Here is a 20,808-nt window from a genome sequence, read left to right on the forward strand (position 1 = left end):
GAGCATCTGTCAACACAATTTTTCGATCGCGATCAAAATTATCGCGCGTTGCAGGTTCCGGGCATCAGGCGCCGATCGGCTCCGCACGCTTTGCCGCGAAATTCCAGCGCAGCGCTTCACCCGTGTCGACGCGGGCGGGCAGCAAACCGGCCGCGAGGAACGTATCGGCGATCTTCTGCTGCTCACCGAAGTTCTGCGTGGCCACGGTGCGCACGAGATAGCTGCGTCGCGCGTTCGCGCGCTCGATCGTCTTCGCGTCGAGTCCCCAGATCGGGGCGAGGGTATTGGCGGCCTCCTGCTGATGTTCGCGCAGCCAGGTGCCGGCTTGCGACAACTGGTCGAACACGATCTGGATGACGTCGGGGCGCACGACGGCAAAGCTGCTCGACGCCAGGTAATAGCGTTGGTACGACGCAAGCCCGTCGCCGTCGGCCAGAATCCGCACGTCGGGATTCGCGTCGACCGATGCGACATACGGGTCCCAGGTGATCCATGCATCGACGCTGCCGCGCTCGAACGCCGCGCGGCCGTCGGCCGGCGTCAGGTAGTGGATTGCGGCGTCGGCGGGGGTGAGCTTTGCGCGCGCGAGTGCGGCAAGCAGCAGGTAGTGGCTGCCGGCTGCCTTCGTGACGGCGATGCGCTTGCCCTTGAGATCGGCGAGCGTGCGCAGCGCGCTGTCGCGCTTGACGATGATGGCCTGCGCTTTCGGTGACGGCGCTTCCTGCGCGACGTATACGAAGCGCGCATGCGCGGCCTGCGCGAAGACGGGAACGGTGTCGGCCACGTCGGCACTGAAATCGACCGCGCCGACGTTGAGCGCTTCGGTCAGCGGCAAGCCGCTCGCGAATTCATGCCACGACACGCGCAGGCCGAGCGTCGCAAGCGACTGCTCCAGCGTGCCGCGCGTCTTGAGCAGCGTAATGAGCGTCGACGATTTCTGGTATCCGATGCGCAACGTGGAGGGCGCGTTCTCGGCGTGCGTCCGGATGCCGGCGACGCTCAGGCCGGCGGCCAGCATCGCGCGCGCGAACGCGCGGCGGTTCATCGACGTCATGGGGTGGTTCCTCGTCGGGTTCGTTGAAAGCGAGGCGGCTAACGTACCAACGGGGAGGGCAATCGATAACCGATTAATTCTGCTATCGATCGGAGTGGCGGGCATATGGCGCGGCACGGTACGCGCAATGTGCGGCCGGAAATGAAAAAAGGCCGGCTAGAAGCCGACCTTTTCAAAAAACAGATGGTGCCCAGGAGAGGACTCGGTCACACGAGCGCGACCCCGGCTGCGCTTGCAAGCGCAGCCTTTCGAGTCCTCGCGCAAAGCGCGCAGGCGCTTTGCTTCCTGGGCCTGAAAAAGAAAAAGGCCGGCAGAAGCCGACCTTTTTTAAATAAGTGGTGCCCAGGAGAGGACTCGAACCTCCACGATGTTGCCACCGCTAGGACCTGAACCTAGTGCGTCTACCAATTCCGCCACCTGGGCACGTTTTGCAGTAGCTGCTTGCTGCAAAGAAGCGAAATTATAGCGCCCCAATTATCCGTGTCAACACTTTTTTGCGATGCGCCGCAAACCGGCCGCTGCGGCGCCTGCACGCGGCATTCGCGTCATTTGGCAACACAGGCGGGTGATAGAATGATCCGCCGCCGTCACTATAGAACTGTCTGACGGACACTTCTATGTTGATGCCGTGCACCATCAGTCAACGCAACGAGAACAATCATCGACAAACCCTTGAGCAAATATCCGTACCCCATTCCGAGCCGTGAAGAAATTCTCGGCGTGCTGCGTACGAGCGACGCGCCGCTGGCAGCCAACGACATCGCCGAAGCGCTGTCGATCAAGCGTCAGGAGCGCGAGGGGTTCTTCCGGCGTGTCGCCGCGATGGAACGCGACGGCCAGATCCGCCTCGACAAGCGCGGCCACTACCAGCTCACCCATCCGTCGAACTTCGTTGCCGGCCGCGTGCAGGGCCATCGCGACGGCTACGGGTTCGTGATCCGCGACGACGGCCAGGACGACCTGTTCCTGCCGAACGGCGAAATGCAGAAGGTCATGCACAACGACCGCGTGCTCGCGCGGATCGTCGGCTACGATCGCCGCGGCCGGCCGGAAGGGCACGTCGTCGAAGTCACCGAGCGCGCGAACAAGCGCGTGATCGGCCGCCTGCTCAACGAGAACGGCGCGCTGATCGTCGCCCCCGAAGACAAGCGCATCGGCCACGACATCCTGATCACGCAGAACGTGAAGAAGGCGAAGGTCGGGCAGGTCGTCGTCGTCGAACTGACCGACTTCCCGAGCCGCCATTCGCAGCCGCTCGGCCGCGTCGTCGAAGTGCTCGGCGACATCGACGATCCGGGCATGGAAATCGAGATCGCCGTGCGCAAGTACGGCGTGCCGCACGAATTCAGCCAGCCGGCGCTCGACGAAGCCGCCGCGCTGCCGGACAAGGTGCGGCCGACCGACCTGCGCTTCCGCGTCGACCTGCGCGACGTGCCGCTCGTGACGATCGACGGCGAGGATGCCCGCGACTTCGACGATGCCGTCTACTGCGAGCCGACCAAGGTCGGCCGCGGCGACGGCTTCCGCCTGATCGTCGCGATCGCCGACGTGTCGCACTACGTGCAGCCGGGCAGCGGGCTCGATGCCGACGCGCTCGAGCGCAGTACGTCGGTCTACTTCCCGCGCCGCGTGATCCCGATGCTGCCGGAGAAGCTGTCGAACGGCCTCTGTTCGCTGAACCCGCAGGTCGATCGCTGCGTGCTCGCGTGCGACATGGTGATTACCGCGCGCGGCGAGATCAAGGCGTACCAGTTCTATCCGGCCGTGATCCATTCGGCCGCGCGCCTCACGTACACCGAAGTCGCGGCCGTGCTGTCGAACACGAAGGGGCCGGAGGCCGCGCGCCGCGCGGACCTGCTGCCGCACCTGCAGGATCTGTACGGCGTCTACAAGGCGCTGTTCGCCGCACGCCAGAAGCGCGGCGCGATCGACTTCGACACGACCGAGACCTACATCGTCTGCAACTCGCAAGGCAAGATCGAGCAGATCGTCCCGCGTCAGCGCAACGATGCGCACAAGCTGATCGAGGAATGCATGCTGGCCGCGAACGTGTGCGCGGCCGATTTCCTGAAGCGCCACAAGCACCCGGGCCTGTACCGCGTGCACGCGGGGCCGACGCCGGAGAAGCTCGAGAACCTGCGCGCGTTCCTGCGCGGGATGGGCCTCTCGCTCGGCGGCGGCGACAAGCCGCATGCGAGCGACTACGCGGCGCTGATGGCGCAGATCCGCGACCGGCCCGACGCGCAGATGCTGCAGCCGATGCTGCTGCGCTCGATGCAGCAGGCCGTCTACAGCCCGGACAACATCGGCCACTTCGGTCTCGCGTACGAGGCGTACGCGCACTTCACGAGCCCGATCCGCCGCTATCCCGACCTGCTCACGCACCGCGCGATCTACGCGATCCTGTCCGGCAAGAAGTACGTGCCGAAGGCGCCGGACGGCTTCGAGCTGAACACCGCGCTGTCGCCGCGCGCCCGCGCGATGCAGCAGGCCGACGACGAAGCGCGCGGCCGTTCGCGCTCGAACACGGCGATCTGGGAAGAACTCGGCCTGCACTGCTCGGCGAACGAGCGCCGTGCCGACGAAGCGTCGCGCGACGTCGAGGCCTGGCTCAAGTGCTACTTCATGCGCGACAAGCTCGGCGAGGAGTACGGCGGGATGGTGAACGGCGTCACGTCGTTCGGCATCTTCGTGCAGCTCGATACGCTGTTCATCGAAGGGCTCGTGCACGTCACGGAACTCGGCTCGGACTACTTCCAGTACGACGAGATCAAGAACGAGCTGCGCGGCGAGCGCACGGGCATCCGTTATCGCCTGTCGGATCGCGTGCGCGTGCAGGTGAGCCGCGTCGATCTCGACGCACGCAAGATCGACTTCCGCCTCGTGCGCGACACGCCGGTGAAGGCGCCGCGTCCGGCACCGGCGCCGGCTGTCGCCGGCAACGGTAACGATCGCGGCGGCCCGCGCGTGCGTGCGTTGCCGCCGGTGGAGGACGCCGCGCCGCGCCGCAAGAAGGCGGCCAGCGCACCGACCGTTGCGGTGAAGGAGGCGCGCGCCGCGCGTGCCGCGAAGAAGAAGGGCGGTGCGGCGGCGAAGACGGCCGCGAAGAAGGTGCACGCCCGCAAGAAGTATTGAGCGTTCGGGGCGGCGCACGCGCACGCCCTTGCAGTATCGAGAGACGCCGCGCTTGACCGGTCACCGGCCGGCAACGCGGCGCTTTCCTTTTCCATGGATCGCGGCTGCGCACGTCGCGCGGCCGCACGTTTGATCGAAGGTTGTTCCAGTCATGTCTCGTCTGAAGGTTCTTTACGGTTTTCATGCGGTGACCGCACGTTTGCGGCACGATGCGTCGACGGTTGCGGAGGTGCTGTACGACCAGACGCGCCGCGACCGCCGCATGCAGGACTTCCTGCACGCCGCGAAGGAAGCGGGCGTGCGGCTGATTGCGGCCGATGAAACCCGCCTGTGGGGCCTCGCGCATACCGAGCGCCACCAGGGCGTCGTGGCGCGCGTCGAGGATGTTCCGCTCGCACAGAACCTGTCCGAGCTGCTCGACGGCATCCAGGGCCCGGCGCTGCTGCTGGTGCTCGACGGCGTCACCGATCCGCACAACCTCGGCGCATGCCTGCGTGTCGCCGATTCGGCCGGCGCGCATGCGGTGATCGCGCCGCGCGACCGCGCGGTCGGCCTGAACGCGACCGCGGCGAAGGTCGCGAGCGGCGCGGCCGACACGGTGCCGTACATCACGGTCACGAACCTCGCCCGCGCGCTGCGCGAGCTGAAGGACGCGGGCGTGTGGGTCATCGGTACGTCGGACGAGGCGTCGGGCACGCTGTACGACACGAAGCTCGACGGTCCCGTCGCCATCGTGATGGGTGCGGAAGGCGAAGGCATGCGCCGGCTCACGCGCGACACCTGCGACGAAGTGATGAGCATCCCGATGGCCGGCAGCGTGGAAAGCCTGAACGTGTCGGTCGCGAGCGGCGTGTGCCTGTATGAAGCGGTGCGGCAGCGGCGCGTGAAGGGCTGATACACGGGCTGACGCGCGGTCTCGCGCGCTGCGCGGGCCGTCACGACCCGCACGACGCGTGCCGCGACTGCGCGCGGCACGCGCCTCCCGGAACTCGCGAACATGACCCTGTTTCGCCTCGGCGCATCGTGCGCCATCCTCGGCCTGCTGGCCGCCTGCACGTCGCCGTCACTGGTCGGGCGCGGCACTTACTACGCCGACACGAGCCTGCACGCACGCGGCGCCGATTCGCGGATCCGCTTTCTCGTGATGCATTACACCGAAAGCGACGAAGCGAAATCGCTGCGCACGCTGACGGGCGATTCGGTCAGCGCGCACTACGTCGTGCCGCCGCAACCGCGCATCGAACGCGGGATGCCGGTGGTCTACCAACTCGTGCCCGAATCGGAACGCGCATGGCAGGCGGGCATCAGCGAATGGCAGGGCACGACCGAGCTCAACGCAGCGTCGATCGGCATCGAGAACGTGAATCGCGGCCCGCTCGATCCGCAAAACCGCACGTGGCAGCCGTATCCGCCCGAACAGGTCGATGCGCTGATCCGTCTGTCGAAAGATGTCGTCGCGCGCTACCGGATTCCGCCGACGCGCGTGGTCGGGCACAGCGACATCGCGCCGCAACGCAAGATCGATCCGGGGCCGCTGTTTCCGTGGCATGCGCTCGCGCAAGCCGGTGTCGGCGCGTGGCCGGACGATGCGACCGTGGCCGCCCGGCTCGGCGGCCGCGATCCGCACGCGCTCGTCGACGTGCGCGAACTGCAGCTGAAGCTCGCGCGCTACGGCTACGACGTGCCGGCCGACGGCGTGCTCGACACCCGCACGCGACGCGTGTTCGCGGTGTTCCAGATGCATTTCCGGCCGGCCGACTATGCGGGCGATCCGGACGCCGAAACCGATGCGATCGCACAGGCGCTGCTCGACAAGTATTTCTCCGCCACGCCGCCGGCGGGCGACGCATCCGCCACCGGCGCGCCGTGATCGCCGGCGTGCCCGGCGCCGATCGCAGCGCCGGCACCCGCACCGAAAATGCCCGGGTCGTCTCCCGAGTCCGGTAAACTGGCGGTTTTCCGCAATCCCGCTGTATTCCCACCCCCATGACTCAAGACGAACTCAAACGCCTGGTCGGCCAGGCGGCCGCCGATTATGTGATCCAGAACGTGCCGGAAGGCGCCGTGATCGGCGTCGGCACCGGCTCGACCGCCAACTGCTTCATCGACGCGCTCGCGGCCGTCAAGTCGCGCTATCGCGGCGCCGTGTCGAGCTCCATCGCGACCACCGAACGCCTGAAATCGCACGGTATCAAGGTGTTCGACCTGAACGAGGTCGAATCGCTGCAGGTGTACGTCGACGGCGCCGACGAGATCGACGCAAGCGGTGCAATGATCAAGGGCGGCGGCGGCGCATTGACGCGCGAAAAGATCGTCGCGTCGGTGGCCGATACGTTCGTCTGCATCGCGGACGGCAGCAAGCGCGTGCCGGTGCTCGGCGCATTCCCGCTGCCGATCGAGGTCGTGCCGATGGCACGCACGGCGATCGGCCGGCGCGTGACCGCGCTGGGCGGCGTGCCGGTGCTGCGCGTGACGAAGGACGGCGCGCCGTACATCACCGACAACGGCAACGAGATCATCGACGTCAAGGGGTTGCAAATCACCGATCCGCGCGGTTTCGAGGCGCAGGTCAACGCATGGCCGGGCGTCGTAACGGTCGGCCTGTTCGCCGCGCGCGGCGCGAATCTGTGCCTGCTCGGCACGGCAAACGGCGTTGAAACGATCGTTTATCCCGATTAATCGAAACTGAATGAGAAGCAGTCCGTAATGGCATCCGGATGCCGTAATGGATTGCATGTTCAAACTTCGTGGAAAGCCCGGCCCGGCAAGCGCAGCGCGCTTTCCGGGCTTTTTTTGAAGCCTTATAAATCAACCGCATCAAAAAGAGGGATAACCCTGTCAGGTGTTTACCAGATAGCGAAATATCCCCGAACTCATCAACTTATAGATCATAAGAACAGTCGTAACCAGGGCCGGCGGAACTGCGGAGCAGGTGTTCGCAAATCGACGCACGGGGAGGTGTCATGGAGCAGGGCAAAGACCGGTCACTGGTCGCCAAAGTGATGGATGGGCTTGTCGCAGGTATCGTCGAGGACAAGTACGGCGGCATTCTGCCGCCGCAGGATGTGCTGTCGAAAGAGTTCGACGTGAGTCGCACGGTGATGCGCGAAGCATTGTCGATGTTGCTCGCGCGCGACATGCTCGACGTGCGTCCGAAAGTCGGTACGCGCGTTCGGCCGATGCGCGACTGGCGCATGATCGATGAAGACGTGGTGAGCTGGCGGTTTCGTGCGAAGCCGGATCCGCAGTTCATGCGCGACGTCATCGAATTCCGGATGCTGATCGAACCGCGCGCGACCGCGCAGGCGGCGGTCCGTGCGACGGCGGCCGACATCGCGGGCATCCGCGAGGCGTTCGAAGCGTTCAAGGTGTTGCAACCGGGCGACCCCGGTTACGACACGGCGGACGAACTGCTGCACACGCGAATCGTCCAGGCGAGCGGCAACCAGTTCTTCCAGCAGATGGCGGCGATCGTGCGCGGCGCTGTGCGGCTCGTGAATCCGCGCGTCGCGCAGAAGGACGGTGCGCACGACATCGCGGTGAAGGCGCATGCGCGCGTCGTCGATGCGATCGAACGCCGCGATCCGCGCGAAGCCGAGGCGGCGTCGCTCGCCCTGATCGATTTCAGCGCCGACGAGATCTCGCGCGATTTCTCCGTCGACGTGCCGGTGCGCGCCTGAATCGGCGCGCGTCGCTTATCCCTGTGCCGGCGAGCCGTTTATCATGACGGCCGGCCGGCAGCGTGCCGGCCACCGTCATACGACCGACACGGAAGATCCGGATGAACGAATTCGACAACCGCCCGGTGCGCTTCGGCATCGTCGGCGCAGGCAGCATCGCACGCCGTTTCGCGCAAAGCCTCGCGCACGTGCCGGGTGCCACGCTTGCCGGCGTGTGGGCGCGCCGCGCCAATGCGGCAACCGCTTTCTGCGACAGCTGCGGCGGCACGCCTGCCGCCAGCCTCGACGCGCTCCTCGCGAGCGACATCGACGCGATCTATATCGCGACCCTCCACGACAGTCACGCGCACTACGCGCAAGCGGCGCTCGCCGCCGGCAAGGCCGTGCTGTGCGAAAAACCCGCGACGCTGAACGCGACGCAGCTCGATGCCGTGCTGGATGCGGCACGCACGGCCGGCCGGCTCTTCATGGAAGCGATGAAGCCGCCGTTCTTTCCGTTGTATCGTCGGTTGCGCGCGCATCTGCATGACGATCCGATCGGCGAGATCAGGCTCGTGCGCGCGGGCTGCGCGTCGTCGTCGGTGCCGGACGATCATTCCGTCTATCGGCTCGACCGCGCCGGCGGCGCGCTGCTCGACATCGGGATCTACGAAGCGTTTCTCGCGGTCGACTGGCTCGGCGCGGCAGTCGACGTGCAGACGCTCGGCCGCATCGGCGCGACGGGTGTCGACGTGTTCGCGAGCCTGAACAGCCGTCACGCGAACGGCGGCATTGCGCAGCTCTTCTGCGGGCTCGACGTGATGGGACGCGGCGATGCGCTGATCGCAGCAGCAGGCGGGCACGTGACGATTCACGAGAAGTGGTGGAACCCCGCGCGGGCGACGATCCGCTATGCGGACGGGCGCACGGTCGAACTCGACGCGCCGGTCGACGGCGGCGGCCTGAACTACGAGACCGCGCATTTCTGCGACCTGCTGCGCACGGGCGAACTCGAGAGCCCGATCATGACGCACGACCATTCGCGGCGCATGATCGCGATGACCGATGCGGCACGCGCGGCGCTCGGCGTGCGCTATTCGGGCGAGTAGGCGGGAAGGACGGGAAGGCGGAGCCGGGCGCGCATCCGCGGCCCGGCGCGAGAGGCGACGTGCTCAGTGCCGCGCGGGCAGCGACAGGCGCTTTTCGTACCAGCGCTGGACCCATTCGAGGATCTGGCACAGCACCCAGTAGACCGCGGCGGCGGCCAGGTACAGCGGCAACGGCTGGTAGGTCGCCGCGATCACTTCCTGCGCGCTGCGCAGCAGTTCGGTCACGGTGATGACGGACACGAGCGACGTGTCCTTGATCAGGCTGATCAGGCTGTTCGACAGGCTCGGCACCGCGATGCGCAGCGCCTGCGGGCCGATCACGTAGCGCAGCGTCTGCCCCCACGACAGCCCGAGGCTGTAGGCGGCCAGCCATTGGCCGCGCGCGATCCCGTTGATCGCGCCGCGCATGCTTTCGGACATGTAAGCGGCGACGTTCGCGGAGAGCGCGATCACGCCGGCCGGTGTCGGGTCGAGCGAGATGCCGAGGCTCGGCAGTCCGTAATAGATGACGAAGATCTGCACGAGCAGCGGCGTGCCGCGCATCAGGCTCACGTAGGCGCGCGCGAGCCCCGCGAGCGCGTTGACCCAGATGCGTTCGAAGCCGTCGAGCGGTTCGCTTTGCCGGATGCCCATCATCGCGAGCACGACGGCGCCGAGCAGGCCGAACACCATCGACAGCACGGCGAACTTGACGGTCAGTACGGCACCCTGGGCGAGCACCGGCAGCGATTGGACGAGCAGGGACGTTGTCGACATGGAATACGAATCGAATGCGTGCGCGAAAGCGCAATCATAAACCGGACCGATAAAACAAAGGGCGGCATCGTTTCGGATGCCGCCCTTTCCGGCCCGCCGTCAGGCGGGAAGCAGAGGCGTGCTTACTTGACCGGCTTCGTCACGTCGATGCCGAACCACTTGTCCGAGATCTTCGTGAACGTGCCGTCGGCCTCGAGTTGCGCCATCGCGTCGTCGATCGCCTTCTGGAACTTCGGGTTGCCCTTCTTGAACGGGATGCCCGACGGATTCGCCGAGCCGACGTTCGCGCCCGGGCGCAGCGGCAGTTGCGAGTTCTTCGTCAGGTACGCGAGCATCAGGCGGTCGTTGAGTGCCGCGTCGAGACGGCCGGCCGCGAGGTCGCGCAGGTACTCGGGCGCGCCCGGGTAGGTCTTCACGTCGATGCCGGGCACCGACTTCGCCATGTCCATGTAGTTCGTGCCGAGCGCGACGCCGAGCTTCTTGCCCTTGAGGTCGTCGAGCGACTTGAACTGGCGCGTGTCGTCCTTGCGCTGGATCAGCTGGGCGGACGAATAGGTGTACGCGGGCGAGAAGTCGAGCGTTTCCTTGCGCTTGTCGGTGATGCCGACCTGGTTGGCGATCACGTCGAACTTGCCGGCCTGCAGGCCCGCGATGATGCCGCTCCATTCGGTCGTGACGAACTCGGCCTTCACGCCGAGCTTCGCGGCGACGGCATTCGCGATGTCGACGTCGAAGCCGACGAGTTCGCCTTGCGGGTTCTTCGAGTTGAACGGCGGGAACGTGCCTTCGAGGCCGACGCGCAGCGTGCCGCGTTGTTTCACCTGGTCGAGGAGGTCGGCCGCCTGCGCGGTGGCGGCGGCGAACGACGTGCCGATCAGGCCGGCGACCAGCAGCTTCTTCAGCAGCGAAATTTTCATCGTGTGAGCTTCCTTGCCCCAGCGGGGCGCTTGATTCTGACTGTGGGGTCGATCATAGCAAAAATACAATCGACCATTAAATATCGTTTGTTTATGGCTATATCACACGGCGCGTTCGCGCGCGATCGCCTTCACGCACTCGGCGACGAGCGCGGGGCCGCGATAGATGAAGCCCGTGTACAGCTGGACGAGCGACGCGCCGGCCGCGAGCTTCGCGCGCGCGTCCTCGCCCGAGAAGATGCCGCCGACGCCGATGATCGGCACCGCGCTGCCGACTTCGGCATGCAGCTTGCGGATCACTTCGTTGGACGCATCGAACACCGGACGGCCCGACAGGCCGCCGGCTTCGTCCGCGTGCGGCAGGCCCTGCACGGCCGCACGCGACAGCGTCGTGTTGGTGGCGATGACCGCCTCGATCTTGTGGCGCAGCAGCGTGTCGGCGATTTCCTTGACCTGTTCGTCGTCGAGATCGGGCGCGATCTTCAGCGCGAGCGGCACGAGCTTGCCGTGCAGGTCGGCGAGGCGTTGCTGCTTGTCCTTCAGCGCGGCGAGCAGCGCGTCGAGTTCGCCCGCGCCCTGCAGCTGGCGCAGGTTCTTCGTGTTCGGCGACGAAATGTTGATCGTCACGTAGCTTGCGAACGGATACACGCGCTCGAGGCAGTAGAGATAGTCTTCCGCGGCGCGTTCGATCGGCGTGTCGGCGTTCTTGCCGATGTTCAGGCCGAGGATGCCGCGATAGCGGGCCGCCTGGACGTTCTTCACGAACTGATCGACGCCGTGGTTGTTGAAGCCCATCCGGTTGATCAGCGCTTCCGCCTGCGGCAGGCGGAACATCCGCGGGCGCGGATTGCCTGGCTGCGGGCGCGGCGTGACCGTGCCGACCTCGATGAAGCCGAAGCCGAGCGCCGCGAGGCCGTCGATGGCCGCACCGTCCTTGTCGAGGCCGGCGGCGAGGCCGACCGGGTTGCGGAACGTGAGCCCCATCACGGTGCGCGGCGCATCGGGCACGCGGGCCGACAGCGCGCAGGCGAGGCCCGTGCGGCCGGCCGCGCCGAGCGCGCGCAGCGTGAGGTGGTGAGCGTCTTCCGCATCCATCTTGAACAGGGATGCGCGGGCCAGCGGATAGAGGGAACTGAACACGGGAATTGGGCGGACGGCCGGAATGAATGACAACCCGCTATTTTACCGGGAGTTGCGCGGCAAGGGCGGGCTTCGCTTCGCATGCGCGGCCGGTGGCACCGCTTGTGCCGCGCGGCAACGCGTGCAAGGGCCGCAGGGTGCCCGTTGCAGGCGCGCCGCCGCGCTGCGGGATGGCCTGTCAGCCCGACCCGGAATGTCCGCCCGGCAGCGGCGCGCGGGCGAGTGCCGCGTCGACCGGCGGCAGGTCGATGCGATCCGGATCGAGTATTTTCCAGCGGCCGTCGAGCAACCCTTCGAGCGGATGGAAGTTGGCCTTGTAGGCCATCTTCGGGCTCTCGCGGATCCAGTAGCCGAGATACACGTACGGCAGGCCGAGGCTCTTCGCCTGCTCGATCTGCCACAGGATGTTGTACGTGCCGTAGCTCGTATGCGGCTCGTCCGGCTCGAAGAACGTATAGACCGACGACAGTCCGTCGCCGAGGATGTCGATCATGCTGACCATGCGCAGCTTGCCGGGCTCGCCGCCCGGCGCGTCGAGGTCGCGGAATTCGACGAGGCGCGAATTGATCCGGCTCTGCAGCAGGAACTGCTCGTACTGGTCGCGGCTGTCGCGATCCATGCCGCCGCCCGCGTGGCGCGCCGACTGGTAGCGCATGTAGAGCGCGTAGTGCTCCTCGTCGTAGTGCAGCGGCGAGACCGTCGCGACGAGCGCGCGGTGCCGCTTCCACATCCGGCGCTGGGTGCGCGACGGCGTGAACGCGCCGACCGGCACGCGCACCGGCACGCAGGCACGGCAGCCGTCGCAGTACGGGCGATAGGTGAACACGCCCGAGCGCCGGAAGCCGGCCTTCACGAGCTCGGTATAGATGTCGGAATTGATCAGGTGGCTCGGCGTCGCGACTTGCGAGCGCGCGACGCGGCCGTCCAGATAGCTGCACGGATAGGGCGCCGTTGCATAGAATTGCAGCGCCGAAAGCGGTGAAAGCGGCAGCTCAGTCGGGTGAGTCATGGGCAGCTCTCGATGCAGGGAGGGAGTGCCGCGCTAGCGCTCGATCCCGGAGGGGGCGGCCGGTTCGGCAGGGCTCGTCAGCATGGCGAGCACACGCTTGTCGAACTGCCACGGAATCGGCGGTTCGGCTACCGCGCGGCGCACGTGAGCGACAAAGGCCTTGCGTGCGATCTCGCGGCCACCGAGCGACGCTAGATGCGACGTATTCTGCTGGCAGTCTATCATCTCCAGCCCCTGCTCGCGAAGGTGGGCGACGAGCGTCGCCAGCGCGATCTTCGACGCATCGGTGACATCCGCATACATCGATTCGCCGAAAAACATCCGCCCGAACGCGACGCCGTAGAGCCCGCCCACGCGTCGCCCGTCGTGCCACGCCTCGATGCTGTGCGCGTTGCCGGAACGGTAGAGCGACGAATACGCGTCGATGATCTCGGCCGTGATCCAGGTGCCGCGCTGCCCGCGGCGCGGCGCTTGCGCACATGCGCGCATCACGCCCGGAAAGTCATGGTCGACGCGCACTTCCCACGCGGGGTCGCGCAGCACGCGCTTGAGCGTCTTGCGCAGCGACGGGGACACCTTGAATTCGGCCGGCGCGAGGATCATCCGCGGGTCGGGGCTCCACCACAGCACGGGCTGGCCGTCCGAATACCACGGGAAGATGCCGCGCAGGTAGGCCTCGATCAGGCGGGACGGCAGCAGGTCGGCGCTCGCGGCGAGCAGCCCCGGCGCGCCGGTCGCGGGGCCGAGCGCGCGTTCGACGGGCGGGAACGGATCGTCCGGGCCGAGCCAGGGGACCATGAGGCGCGGGCTCAGCCGTTGCGCAGCGAGCGGAAGATATCGCCGGTGTGGACGCCGTAGTCGCCGGCGGCGCGATCGGCGAAGAAGAAGCGCAGCGTCTGGCTGACGGTCGGGAACGCGATCTCGTCCCACGGAATGTCGGCTTCGTCGAACAGCTTGACCTCGAGGCTTTCCTCGCCGGCCTCGTAAGCCGGATCGACGAGCCGCGCCAGATAGAACAGATGGACCTGGTGCACGTGCGGCACGTTGAGCAGCGTGAACAGGTTCTGAACCTCGACGCGTGCGCCGGCTTCCTCGAGCGTTTCGCGCGCGGCGGCCTCGGCCGTCGTCTCGCCCATTTCCATGAAGCCTGCCGGCAGCGTCCAGAAACCGTAGCGCGGTTCGATCGCGCGGCGGCACAGCAGCACCTGATCGCCCCAGACCGGCACCGTGCCGACCACGTTGCGCGGATTCTGGTAATGGATCGTGCCGCAGTGATCGCAAATGAAGCGCTCGCGGTTGTCGCCCGGAGGAATGCGCGCGATGACTTCGTGACCGCAGACGGAGCAGAATTTCATGTCGAGTGGAAGGGACGAGGTGATGCGAGTGTATCACCGGGGCGGGGCATTCTCGAACGCGAGCGCATGTGCGCGGCGTGCGGCGCGAAGCGCAACGTGCGAGGCGCGCAATCGCGCGCCGGAAAACAAAAAGCCCGGCGCGGAGCCGGGCTTTTTGCATGAATCGGGACGTTGGTTGCGGGGGTAGGATTTGAACCTACGACCTTCGGGTTATGAGCCCGACGAGCTGCCAGACTGCTCCACCCCGCGTCCGTCGAAGAAATGAATTATATGGACTAACCCGAATGCTTGCAAGCACTTTCTGACAATCGCGTTTCAAGCGCCGGCGGGACGCCGGCAGGGCCGGTACGGCAGGCGCGTGCGCTAGAATCGAGCGGTTTGCTTGTGTCGTTCACGCCTGCAGCGGCGTCGCGCGCGATCGCGTCGGTGCCGTTGCAACACTCACTACTGCATCGACGGATTCATGGACATCGCTCACGATCTGCAATCGATCGGCGCGCAGGAACAGGCGCTCGTGTTTCCCCATTTCGACCCGGCTCGTGCCTGGGCGCTCGGCAACCGGATGCACGCGCTCGCGACGTCGCGCGGCCATGCGATCGCGATCGACATCGTCACGTTCGGCCAGCCGCTGTTCTATGCGGCGCTCGCCGGCGCGACGCCCGACAACGCCGACTGGGTACGCCGCAAGCGCAACGTCGTCGCGCACTTCCGCCGCAGTTCGTATGCGATCGGCCTGCGCATGCAGCAGGCCGGCGCCACGCTCGCCGACAAGCACGGGCTGCCGATCTCCGACTATTCGCCGCACGGCGGCGCGTTTCCGCTGACCGTCGCGGGGGCCGGCGTGATCGGCTCGATCACCGCATCGGGGCTGCCGCAGCGCGCGGATCACGAGTTCGTCGTCGAAGCCCTGTGCGCCGAGCTCGGGCAGGACTATGCCGTGCTGGCACTTGCAAGGAGCTGAGCGATGCAGATTCCGGGTTACGCATGGCTCGCGATCGCGATCGTCGCGGAAGTGGTCGGCACGTCCGCGCTGCGCGCGGCGGACGGCTTCACGCGCTTCTGGCCGTCGGCGCTCGTCGTGGCCGGTTACGGCATCGCGTTCTACTGTCTGTCGCTCACGCTGCGCACGATGCCCGTCGGCATCATCTATGCGGTGTGGTCGGGGGCCGGCATCGTGCTGATCACGCTCGTCGCGATGCTGCTCTATCGCCAGGTGCCGGATCTGCCGGCCGTGATCGGCCTCGGGCTGATCGTCTCGGGCGTCGTGGTGCTGAACCTGTTCTCGAAGATGCAGGCGCACTGAGCGTGCGCCCGCGATACGCCGGATGGCTCACATGACCGAATCCACTGCCGCTTCCGCCGAAGCCGCCCAGCCCGACGTGCGCGCGTATGTCGCGAACCGCATCGGCTATCTCGAACTGAACCGGCCGAAGGCGCTGAATGCGCTGTCGGTGGGGATGATCCGACTGATGCAGCAGGCGCTCGATGCATGGCGCGACGACGCGGAGGTGGCGGCTGTCGTCGTGCACAGCCCGCATCCGCGCGCGTTCTGCGCGGGCGGCGACGTGCGCTTCTTCCACGCTGCGTGGCAGCGCGGCGATCGCGATGCGGTCGACACGTTCTTCATCGAGGAATACACGCTCAACCATACGATCTTCACCTATCCGAAACCGTACATCGCGTTGATGCACGGCGTCGTGATGGGCGGCGGCATGGGCATTTCGCAGGCGGCGCGGCATACGGGCGGCCTGCGTGTGGTCACCGATTCGACGAAGATGGCGATGCCCGAAACGCGCATCGGCCTGTTCCCGGACGTCGGGATGAGCTGGTTCCTCGCGCGCACGCCGGGCGCGCTCGGCCGCTATCTCGCGGTGACCGGCGCGACGCTCGACGCGGCCGGCGCACTGTATGCGCAGCTCGCCGACGTATACCTGCCTGACGCCGCGCTGCCGGCGCTGCTCGATACGCTACAGAGCGCGCGGATCGACAGCGGCGCGCAGGCCGTCGCGTGCGTGGCCGACGCGGCTGCCGCGCACAAGGTCGTGCCGACGCCCGACACGTCGGCGCTGGCCGACGCGCGCGCCGGGATCGACCGGCATTTCGCGCAGCCCGATATCGGCGCGATCCTGGCGTCGCTCGACGCCGAGCAGGATTGCGCTGCAGTCGACGGATGGGTCGAGAAGGCGACCCACGCGATGCGCAGCCAGCTGTCGCCGCTGTCGATGGCCGTGTCGCTCGAAGTCGTCGAGCGCGCGCGCGGCGCGACGATGGCCGATTGCCTGCGGCGCGATCTCGACCTCACGCGTTCGACGTTCGCGCACGGCGACGTGATCGAAGGCGTGCGCGCGCTGATCGTCGACAAGGATCAACAGCCGGTCTGGCGTTTCAAGTCGACGGCCGATATCGACCGGGCCGACGTGCTCGCGATGTTCGACAGCCCGTGGACGCCCGACACGCATCCGCTGCGCAACCTGAAGGACTGACGCGCGCGGTATCGAAGCGAAAAGCAAAAAGGCCGCTTGCATGTGCAGGCGGCCTTTGCGTTTGCGGATGCCGATCCGGCTCGGCGGCAGGGCCGGGGCCTCGCCGCAAGCCGCGCGTTATTCGTCGCCGGCGTCGTCCGACATGAACGCGCGCATGAACACCAGCGCACCGAAACCCCACACCGCGTTCGCGGCGAAACCGGCGGCGAGCACCGGCATCATGTTGCCCGACGGCCAGATCCCGCGCAGCGGATCGATCGCGAACACGCGGGCGGCCGTCAGCACGATGCCGCCGAACACCAGCGCGCCGATCCACGGCGCTTCGCGCTCCGGCGACACGCGCAGCAGCCACGCCATCGGGATCGCGCAGCACGCGCTGATCAGCGCGTTCGCGACAAATTCAGGAATGCCGAGCGGCGCGAACGGTTGCGTGGAGAACCCGGCTGCGGCGATCAGGTCGGCCGTATGCAGCAGCGCGAGCGTCGCTTCGCGAAAGAAGAGGGCGGCCAGGAAGCCGGACAGGAACGGCAGGATGACTTTCTGCATCGATGAGCGTATTGCAGGCGCGGCCGGCCGGGGCCGGCCGCGCGAAGTTGTTCGGATAGGTGCGTCATTATAGGGCCCGGCCGATGCGATATTCGCTGGAGCGTCGTGCTAATCACGAAAGCGGAAAACCTAAGCTCAAAAAAATCGTTCCAAAGCCCTGCACCGATCCATAGACTGATTTCCCAGAAACAGCCGTGCAATCGCGTACTCGTCCGCGGCACGGCCTGACCGGCGAGCCATCCCGATTCGAATGCACACCATGCATGCGTCGCTGATTCGCGACGCGAGCAGGGCTTCGTTTTATCCAGATTCCGGCAAGGACAGTCAAGCAGGAGCAGCAGATGAATGTTTTCTGGTTTATTCCCACGCACGGCGACAGCCGTTATCTCGGCACCGCCGAAGGCGCGCGCGCCGCGGATTACGATTATTTCAAGCAGATCGCCGTCGCGGCCGACACGCTCGGCTACGAAGGCGTGCTGCTGCCGACCGGCCGTTCCTGCGAGGATGCGTGGGTCGTTGCGTCGAGCCTGATTCCGGCGACGCAGCGTCTGAAGTTCCTGGTCGCCGTGCGTCCGGGCATCGCATCGCCCGGTCTCGCGGCGCGGATGGCCGCGACGTTCGACCGCCTGTCGGGCGGCCGCCTGCTGATCAACGTCGTGACGGGCGGCGATGCCGCCGAACTCGAAGGCGACGGGCTGTTCGCGGATCACGATACGCGCTACGAAATCACCGACGACTTCCTGAACATCTGGCGCGGACTGCTGTCCGCCTCGCACGATAACGGCGGCTTCGACTACATCGGCAAGCACCTTCAGTCGAAGGGCGGCAAGGCGCTGTATCCGCCCGTGCAGCGCCCGCATCCGCCGCTGTGGTTCGGCGGATCGTCGCCGGCCGCGCACGCGATCGCCGCGGATCACATCGACACCTACCTGACCTGGGGCGAGCCGCCCGAGGCCGTCGCGAAGAAGATCGCCGACATCCGCGCCCGCGCCGAGGCGCGCGGCCGCAAGATCAAGTTCGGCATCCGCCTGCACGTGATCGTGCGCGAGACCGAGGACGAGGCGTGGCGCGATGCCGAGCGCCTGATCAGCCGTCTCGACGACGAGACGATCGCCCGCGCGCAGCAGGCATTCGCGAACATGGATTCGGAAGGCCAGCGCCGGATGGCCGCACTGCACGGCGGCAAGCGCGGCGGCCGCGAGGCGCTCGAGGTGTATCCGAACCTGTGGGCCGGTGTCGGTCTCGTGCGCGGCGGCGCGGGTACCGCGCTCGTCGGCAACCCCGAGCAGGTCGCGGAACGCATGCGCGAATACGCGGATCTCGGCATCGAGACGTTCATCCTGTCCGGCTATCCGCACCTCGAGGAGTCGTACCGCTTCGCCGAGCTCGTGTTCCCGCTGATCAAGGGCAAGAGCGCGGCGCGGCCGTCCGGCCCGCTGTCGGGGCCGTTCGGCGAGATCGTCGGCAACAACTACCTGCCGAAGGCGAGCCAGAGCTGAACGAAGGAGGCCTGCGATGACAACGAAAACGTCGACGACGGGCGCCGCCGTGGCCGCCCGCGCCTGGCGCGGCATCGCGCCGTGGCTCGTGCCGCTCGCGCTGCTGGCCGCATGGGAGGTCGGCGCGCGCGTCGGCTGGCTGTCGACCCGCGTGCTGCCCGAGCCGCTGGCGGTCGTGCGTGCCGCGTGGTCGCTCGTGACGTCGGGCGAGATGTGGGCGAACGTGAAGGTCAGTACCTGGCGCGCGCTGTTCGGCTTCGCGATCGGCGGCGGCGTGGGTCTCGCGCTCGGGCTCGCGACCGGCCTGTCGAAAGCGGCGGAGGTCGCGCTCGATTCGACGATCCAGATGATCCGCAACATCCCCGCGCTCGCGATGATTCCGCTCGTGATCCTGTGGTTCGGCATCGACGAGAAGGCGAAGCTGTTCCTCGTTTCGCTCGGCGTGTTCTTCCCGGTTTACATCAACACGTATCACGGAATCCGCTCGGTCGACGCGAACCTGATCGAGATGGCGAAGAGCTATGGCGTGCGCGGCTTCGCGCTGTATCGCGACGTGATCCTGCCCGGCGCATTGCCGTCGATTCTCGTCGGCGTGCGCTTCGCGCTCGGGCTGATGTGGGTGATGCTGATCGTCGCGGAAACGATCTCCGCGCAATCGGGCATCGGCTACATGACGATGAACGCGCGCGAATTCCTGCAAACCGATGTGGTGGTGGTCGGCATCCTGCTGTATGCGGTGCTCGGCAAGCTGGCCGACGTGCTGGCGAAATGGATCGAGCGCGTGACGCTGCGCTGGCACCCCGCTTATCAATCAGGAGCAAAGGCATGAATGCGACGACTTCGGCGGCCGCCTACGGCCCGCTCGCCGGCGCAGACCTCGAGGCCGAACTGGTACAGGCACGCGTGACGGACGACGACGCACGCGATGCGGCGATCGTCGATCGGGACGGCGGTGCATCCGTCGTTCCGCTCGCGCGGCGGCGCGCGGGCAGCCCGGCAGCCGACGACGCGGTGACGCTGTCGGGCGTCAGCAAGCGCTTCGGCACGCGCACCGTGCTCGACAACGTCGAACTCGGCATCGCGCGCGGCAGCTTCGTCGCGATCGTCGGCCGCAGCGGCTGCGGGAAATCCACGCTGCTGCGCCTCGTCGCGGGACTCGAGGCGCCGAGCAGCGGTGCGCTCGTGACGCGCGGCGAGGGTGGCGGCACGCTCGACACCCGGATCATGTACCAGGATGCGCGACTGCTGCCGTGGAAGACCGTGCTGCAGAACGTGATGCTGGGCCTGGGCCGCGGGGCACGCGACCAGGCGCGCGCGGTGCTCGATGAAGTCGGGCTGCTCGAGCGCGCGAATGACTGGCCCGCCCAGCTGTCGGGCGGCCAGCGGCAGCGCGTCGCGCTCGCCCGCGCGCTCGTGCACCGGCCGCAATTGCTGCTGCTCGACGAGCCGCTCGGTGCGCTCGACGCGCTGACCCGCATCGAGATGCATGCGCTGATCGAGCGCTTGTGGCGCGAGCATCGGTTCACCGCGCTGCTCGTCACGCACGACGTGCAGGAAGCCGTCGCGCTCGGCGACCGGATCCTGCTGATCGAGCAAGGGCGCGTCGCCCTCGATCAGTCCGTTCCGCTCGACCGGCCGCGTGCGCGCGCGTCGGCCGCATTCGCGGCGCTGGAAGACCGTGTGCTGCAACGCGTACTCGCCGGCGGGCCGGGCGCGGGCGAGCAGGGTGCGGTGCCTGAGGTGGAGCACGTACGACCGGTCGGGCAGATTCGCTGGGCCGTTTAAATCCGGGCGGCACCGGCCGCCCGTTCTCAGACTTTTTTCTTCGGAGCGATCAACCCGATGAGCATCACTGCAATCAACGTGCGTAACCAGTTCAAAGGCAAGGTGAAGGAGATCATTCGCGGGCCCGTGGTGTCCGAGGTCGACGTCGAGACGCCGTTCGGCATCGTCACGTCGGTGATCACGACGCGTTCGGTCGACGAACTCGAACTGAAGGTCGGCGCGGAAGTCGTCGCGCTCGTGAAATCCACCGAGGTGTCGATCGCGCGCCTTTGAGCGCGTTTCCGGTGCAGGGCGCCGCGGGCGGGCCGTCTGGCCGTCCGCGGCGCCCTTGGTTCACGGTCGAGCGTTTGCCTCGGTATTC

21 protein-coding genes and 2 tRNA genes are annotated in these 20,808 nt (G+C 67.0%); 13 read left to right on the forward strand and 10 right to left on the reverse strand.

The genetic code is table 11. The features are described 5' to 3' along the window. Positions 1-64: 64 nt before the first annotated feature. On the reverse strand, positions 65-1,054 hold the full coding sequence (locus tag U4Z64_RS23630; protein ID WP_321821246.1) for an aliphatic sulfonate ABC transporter substrate-binding protein: 990 nt from the start codon (positions 1,052-1,054) through the stop codon (positions 65-67). 336 nt (positions 1,055-1,390) lie between these two features. Further along, a tRNA-Leu gene (locus tag U4Z64_RS23635) sits at positions 1,391-1,477 on the reverse strand. A gap of 249 nt (positions 1,478-1,726) precedes the next feature. Between U4Z64_RS23635 and rnr the strand changes: the two genes are divergently transcribed. The 6 genes from rnr to U4Z64_RS23665 all read left to right on the forward strand — a co-directional run bounded on the left by rnr (position 1,727) and on the right by U4Z64_RS23665 (position 8,957). Then, entirely contained in the window at positions 1,727-4,189 is a 2,463-nt protein-coding gene (rnr, locus tag U4Z64_RS23640) for a ribonuclease R (protein WP_044845082.1), read from the forward strand. Between the two features lie 151 nt (positions 4,190-4,340). After that, positions 4,341-5,084, forward strand: coding sequence for a 23S rRNA (guanosine(2251)-2'-O)-methyltransferase RlmB (gene rlmB / locus U4Z64_RS23645; RefSeq protein ID WP_044845081.1), 744 nt, complete (start codon positions 4,341-4,343; stop codon positions 5,082-5,084). 102 nt (positions 5,085-5,186) lie between these two features. Continuing rightward, positions 5,187-6,059 (forward strand): N-acetylmuramoyl-L-alanine amidase, encoded by an 873-nt coding sequence (locus tag U4Z64_RS23650; RefSeq protein ID WP_321821247.1) that lies wholly within the window; start codon positions 5,187-5,189, stop codon positions 6,057-6,059. A gap of 116 nt (positions 6,060-6,175) precedes the next feature. Further along, positions 6,176-6,868 carry a ribose-5-phosphate isomerase RpiA gene (gene rpiA / locus U4Z64_RS23655; protein ID WP_044845079.1) on the forward strand — a complete coding sequence of 231 codons (693 nt, stop codon included), beginning with the start codon at positions 6,176-6,178 and terminating at the stop codon, positions 6,866-6,868. A 284-nt stretch (positions 6,869-7,152) separates the two neighbouring features. Then, entirely contained in the window at positions 7,153-7,869 is a 717-nt protein-coding gene (locus U4Z64_RS23660) for a FadR/GntR family transcriptional regulator (RefSeq protein WP_044845078.1), read from the forward strand. 101 nt (positions 7,870-7,970) lie between these two features. After that, the gene (locus tag U4Z64_RS23665; RefSeq protein ID WP_321821248.1) at positions 7,971-8,957 is read left to right on the forward strand and encodes a Gfo/Idh/MocA family oxidoreductase; all 987 of its coding nucleotides are present in this window, start codon (positions 7,971-7,973) and stop codon (positions 8,955-8,957) included. Positions 8,958-9,020: 63 nt separating this feature from the next. On the opposite strand, the gene U4Z64_RS23670 is transcribed toward U4Z64_RS23665, so the two are convergent. The 7 genes from U4Z64_RS23670 to U4Z64_RS23700 all read right to left on the reverse strand — a co-directional run bounded on the left by U4Z64_RS23670 (position 9,021) and on the right by U4Z64_RS23700 (position 14,383). Beyond that, the gene (locus tag U4Z64_RS23670; protein WP_321821249.1) at positions 9,021-9,713 is read right to left on the reverse strand and encodes an amino acid ABC transporter permease; all 693 of its coding nucleotides are present in this window, start codon (positions 9,711-9,713) and stop codon (positions 9,021-9,023) included. A gap of 122 nt (positions 9,714-9,835) precedes the next feature. Continuing rightward, complete coding sequence (locus U4Z64_RS23675; protein WP_044845075.1) at positions 9,836-10,630, reverse strand: cystine ABC transporter substrate-binding protein; 795 nt, start codon at positions 10,628-10,630, stop codon at positions 9,836-9,838. A 102-nt stretch (positions 10,631-10,732) separates the two neighbouring features. Then, complete coding sequence (locus U4Z64_RS23680; RefSeq protein WP_321821250.1) at positions 10,733-11,770, reverse strand: quinone-dependent dihydroorotate dehydrogenase; 1,038 nt, start codon at positions 11,768-11,770, stop codon at positions 10,733-10,735. 178 nt (positions 11,771-11,948) lie between these two features. Further along, a complete protein-coding gene (locus U4Z64_RS23685) occupies positions 11,949-12,779 on the reverse strand; it encodes an arginyltransferase (protein ID WP_321821251.1) in 831 nt (276 codons plus the stop codon). A 33-nt stretch (positions 12,780-12,812) separates the two neighbouring features. Further along, positions 12,813-13,577, reverse strand: coding sequence for a leucyl/phenylalanyl-tRNA--protein transferase (gene aat, locus U4Z64_RS23690; protein ID WP_044845072.1), 765 nt, complete (start codon positions 13,575-13,577; stop codon positions 12,813-12,815). A gap of 11 nt (positions 13,578-13,588) precedes the next feature. Further along, complete coding sequence (locus U4Z64_RS23695; RefSeq protein WP_040144100.1) at positions 13,589-14,134, reverse strand: NUDIX hydrolase; 546 nt, start codon at positions 14,132-14,134, stop codon at positions 13,589-13,591. 172 nt (positions 14,135-14,306) lie between these two features. Further along, positions 14,307-14,383 (reverse strand) — tRNA-Met (locus U4Z64_RS23700). A gap of 214 nt (positions 14,384-14,597) precedes the next feature. Here U4Z64_RS23700 and U4Z64_RS23705 point away from each other — a divergent pair. From U4Z64_RS23705 to U4Z64_RS23715, 3 genes are read left to right on the forward strand one after another with little or no spacing between them, the layout of a single operon-like run. After that, a complete protein-coding gene (locus tag U4Z64_RS23705) occupies positions 14,598-15,095 on the forward strand; it encodes a heme-degrading domain-containing protein (RefSeq protein WP_044845071.1) in 498 nt (165 codons plus the stop codon). Positions 15,096-15,098: 3 nt separating this feature from the next. Further along, positions 15,099-15,437 (forward strand): DMT family transporter, encoded by a 339-nt coding sequence (locus U4Z64_RS23710; RefSeq protein WP_044845070.1) that lies wholly within the window; start codon positions 15,099-15,101, stop codon positions 15,435-15,437. Between the two features lie 31 nt (positions 15,438-15,468). Beyond that, a complete protein-coding gene (locus U4Z64_RS23715; RefSeq protein WP_321821252.1) occupies positions 15,469-16,617 on the forward strand; it encodes an enoyl-CoA hydratase/isomerase family protein in 1,149 nt (382 codons plus the stop codon). A gap of 117 nt (positions 16,618-16,734) precedes the next feature. On the opposite strand, the gene U4Z64_RS23720 is transcribed toward U4Z64_RS23715, so the two are convergent. Then, on the reverse strand, positions 16,735-17,163 hold the full coding sequence (locus U4Z64_RS23720) for a hypothetical protein (protein WP_044845068.1): 429 nt from the start codon (positions 17,161-17,163) through the stop codon (positions 16,735-16,737). A 341-nt stretch (positions 17,164-17,504) separates the two neighbouring features. On the opposite strand from U4Z64_RS23720, the gene ssuD reads away from it, so the two are divergent. The 4 genes from ssuD to U4Z64_RS23740 are packed head-to-tail and all read left to right on the forward strand — an operon-like array spanning position 17,505 to position 20,720. Further along, complete coding sequence (ssuD, locus tag U4Z64_RS23725; RefSeq protein WP_321821253.1) at positions 17,505-18,662, forward strand: FMNH2-dependent alkanesulfonate monooxygenase; 1,158 nt, start codon at positions 17,505-17,507, stop codon at positions 18,660-18,662. Positions 18,663-18,678: 16 nt separating this feature from the next. Then, positions 18,679-19,491: an aliphatic sulfonate ABC transporter permease SsuC gene (gene ssuC, locus U4Z64_RS23730; RefSeq protein ID WP_044845066.1), complete on the forward strand. Its 813-nt coding sequence runs from the start codon at positions 18,679-18,681 to the stop codon at positions 19,489-19,491. Then, positions 19,488-20,447 (forward strand): ATP-binding cassette domain-containing protein, encoded by a 960-nt coding sequence (locus tag U4Z64_RS23735; RefSeq protein ID WP_321821254.1) that lies wholly within the window; start codon positions 19,488-19,490, stop codon positions 20,445-20,447. Before ssuC ends, U4Z64_RS23735 begins: the two co-directional genes overlap by 4 nt. Positions 20,448-20,504: 57 nt before the next feature. Beyond that, complete coding sequence (locus U4Z64_RS23740; protein WP_006400187.1) at positions 20,505-20,720, forward strand: TOBE domain-containing protein; 216 nt, start codon at positions 20,505-20,507, stop codon at positions 20,718-20,720. The last annotated feature ends 88 nt before the right edge of the window (positions 20,721-20,808 follow it).

The organism is Burkholderia sp. BCC1996 (assembly GCF_905339955.1).
Taxonomy (GTDB): Bacteria; Pseudomonadota; Gammaproteobacteria; order Burkholderiales; family Burkholderiaceae; genus Burkholderia.

What these genes read in the sequence shown, in the direction of transcription:
- U4Z64_RS23710 (WP_044845070.1), top strand. Translation starts at nt 15,099, where the DNA reads ATGCAGATTCCGGGTTACGCATGGCTCGCGATCGCGATCGTCGCGGAA.
- U4Z64_RS23665 (WP_321821248.1), top strand. Translation starts at nt 7,971, where the DNA reads ATGAACGAATTCGACAACCGCCCGGTGCGCTTCGGCATCGTCGGCGCA.
- U4Z64_RS23720 (WP_044845068.1), bottom strand. Translation starts at nt 17,163, where the DNA reads ATGCAGAAAGTCATCCTGCCGTTCCTGTCCGGCTTCCTGGCCGCCCTC.
- U4Z64_RS23670 (WP_321821249.1), bottom strand. Translation starts at nt 9,713, where the DNA reads ATGTCGACAACGTCCCTGCTCGTCCAATCGCTGCCGGTGCTCGCCCAG.
- ssuC (WP_044845066.1), top strand. Translation starts at nt 18,679, where the DNA reads ATGACAACGAAAACGTCGACGACGGGCGCCGCCGTGGCCGCCCGCGCC.
- U4Z64_RS23740 (WP_006400187.1), top strand. Translation starts at nt 20,505, where the DNA reads ATGAGCATCACTGCAATCAACGTGCGTAACCAGTTCAAAGGCAAGGTG.
- U4Z64_RS23715 (WP_321821252.1), top strand. Translation starts at nt 15,469, where the DNA reads ATGACCGAATCCACTGCCGCTTCCGCCGAAGCCGCCCAGCCCGACGTG.
- rpiA (WP_044845079.1), top strand. Translation starts at nt 6,176, where the DNA reads ATGACTCAAGACGAACTCAAACGCCTGGTCGGCCAGGCGGCCGCCGAT.
- U4Z64_RS23695 (WP_040144100.1), bottom strand. Translation starts at nt 14,134, where the DNA reads ATGAAATTCTGCTCCGTCTGCGGTCACGAAGTCATCGCGCGCATTCCT.
- rlmB (WP_044845081.1), top strand. Translation starts at nt 4,341, where the DNA reads ATGTCTCGTCTGAAGGTTCTTTACGGTTTTCATGCGGTGACCGCACGT.
- U4Z64_RS23735 (WP_321821254.1), top strand. Translation starts at nt 19,488, where the DNA reads ATGAATGCGACGACTTCGGCGGCCGCCTACGGCCCGCTCGCCGGCGCA.
- U4Z64_RS23675 (WP_044845075.1), bottom strand. Translation starts at nt 10,630, where the DNA reads ATGAAAATTTCGCTGCTGAAGAAGCTGCTGGTCGCCGGCCTGATCGGC.
- U4Z64_RS23705 (WP_044845071.1), top strand. Translation starts at nt 14,598, where the DNA reads ATGGACATCGCTCACGATCTGCAATCGATCGGCGCGCAGGAACAGGCG.
- U4Z64_RS23650 (WP_321821247.1), top strand. Translation starts at nt 5,187, where the DNA reads ATGACCCTGTTTCGCCTCGGCGCATCGTGCGCCATCCTCGGCCTGCTG.
- U4Z64_RS23660 (WP_044845078.1), top strand. Translation starts at nt 7,153, where the DNA reads ATGGAGCAGGGCAAAGACCGGTCACTGGTCGCCAAAGTGATGGATGGG.
- U4Z64_RS23630 (WP_321821246.1), bottom strand. Translation starts at nt 1,054, where the DNA reads ATGACGTCGATGAACCGCCGCGCGTTCGCGCGCGCGATGCTGGCCGCC.
- U4Z64_RS23685 (WP_321821251.1), bottom strand. Translation starts at nt 12,779, where the DNA reads ATGACTCACCCGACTGAGCTGCCGCTTTCACCGCTTTCGGCGCTGCAA.
- ssuD (WP_321821253.1), top strand. Translation starts at nt 17,505, where the DNA reads ATGAATGTTTTCTGGTTTATTCCCACGCACGGCGACAGCCGTTATCTC.
- aat (WP_044845072.1), bottom strand. Translation starts at nt 13,577, where the DNA reads ATGGTCCCCTGGCTCGGCCCGGACGATCCGTTCCCGCCCGTCGAACGC.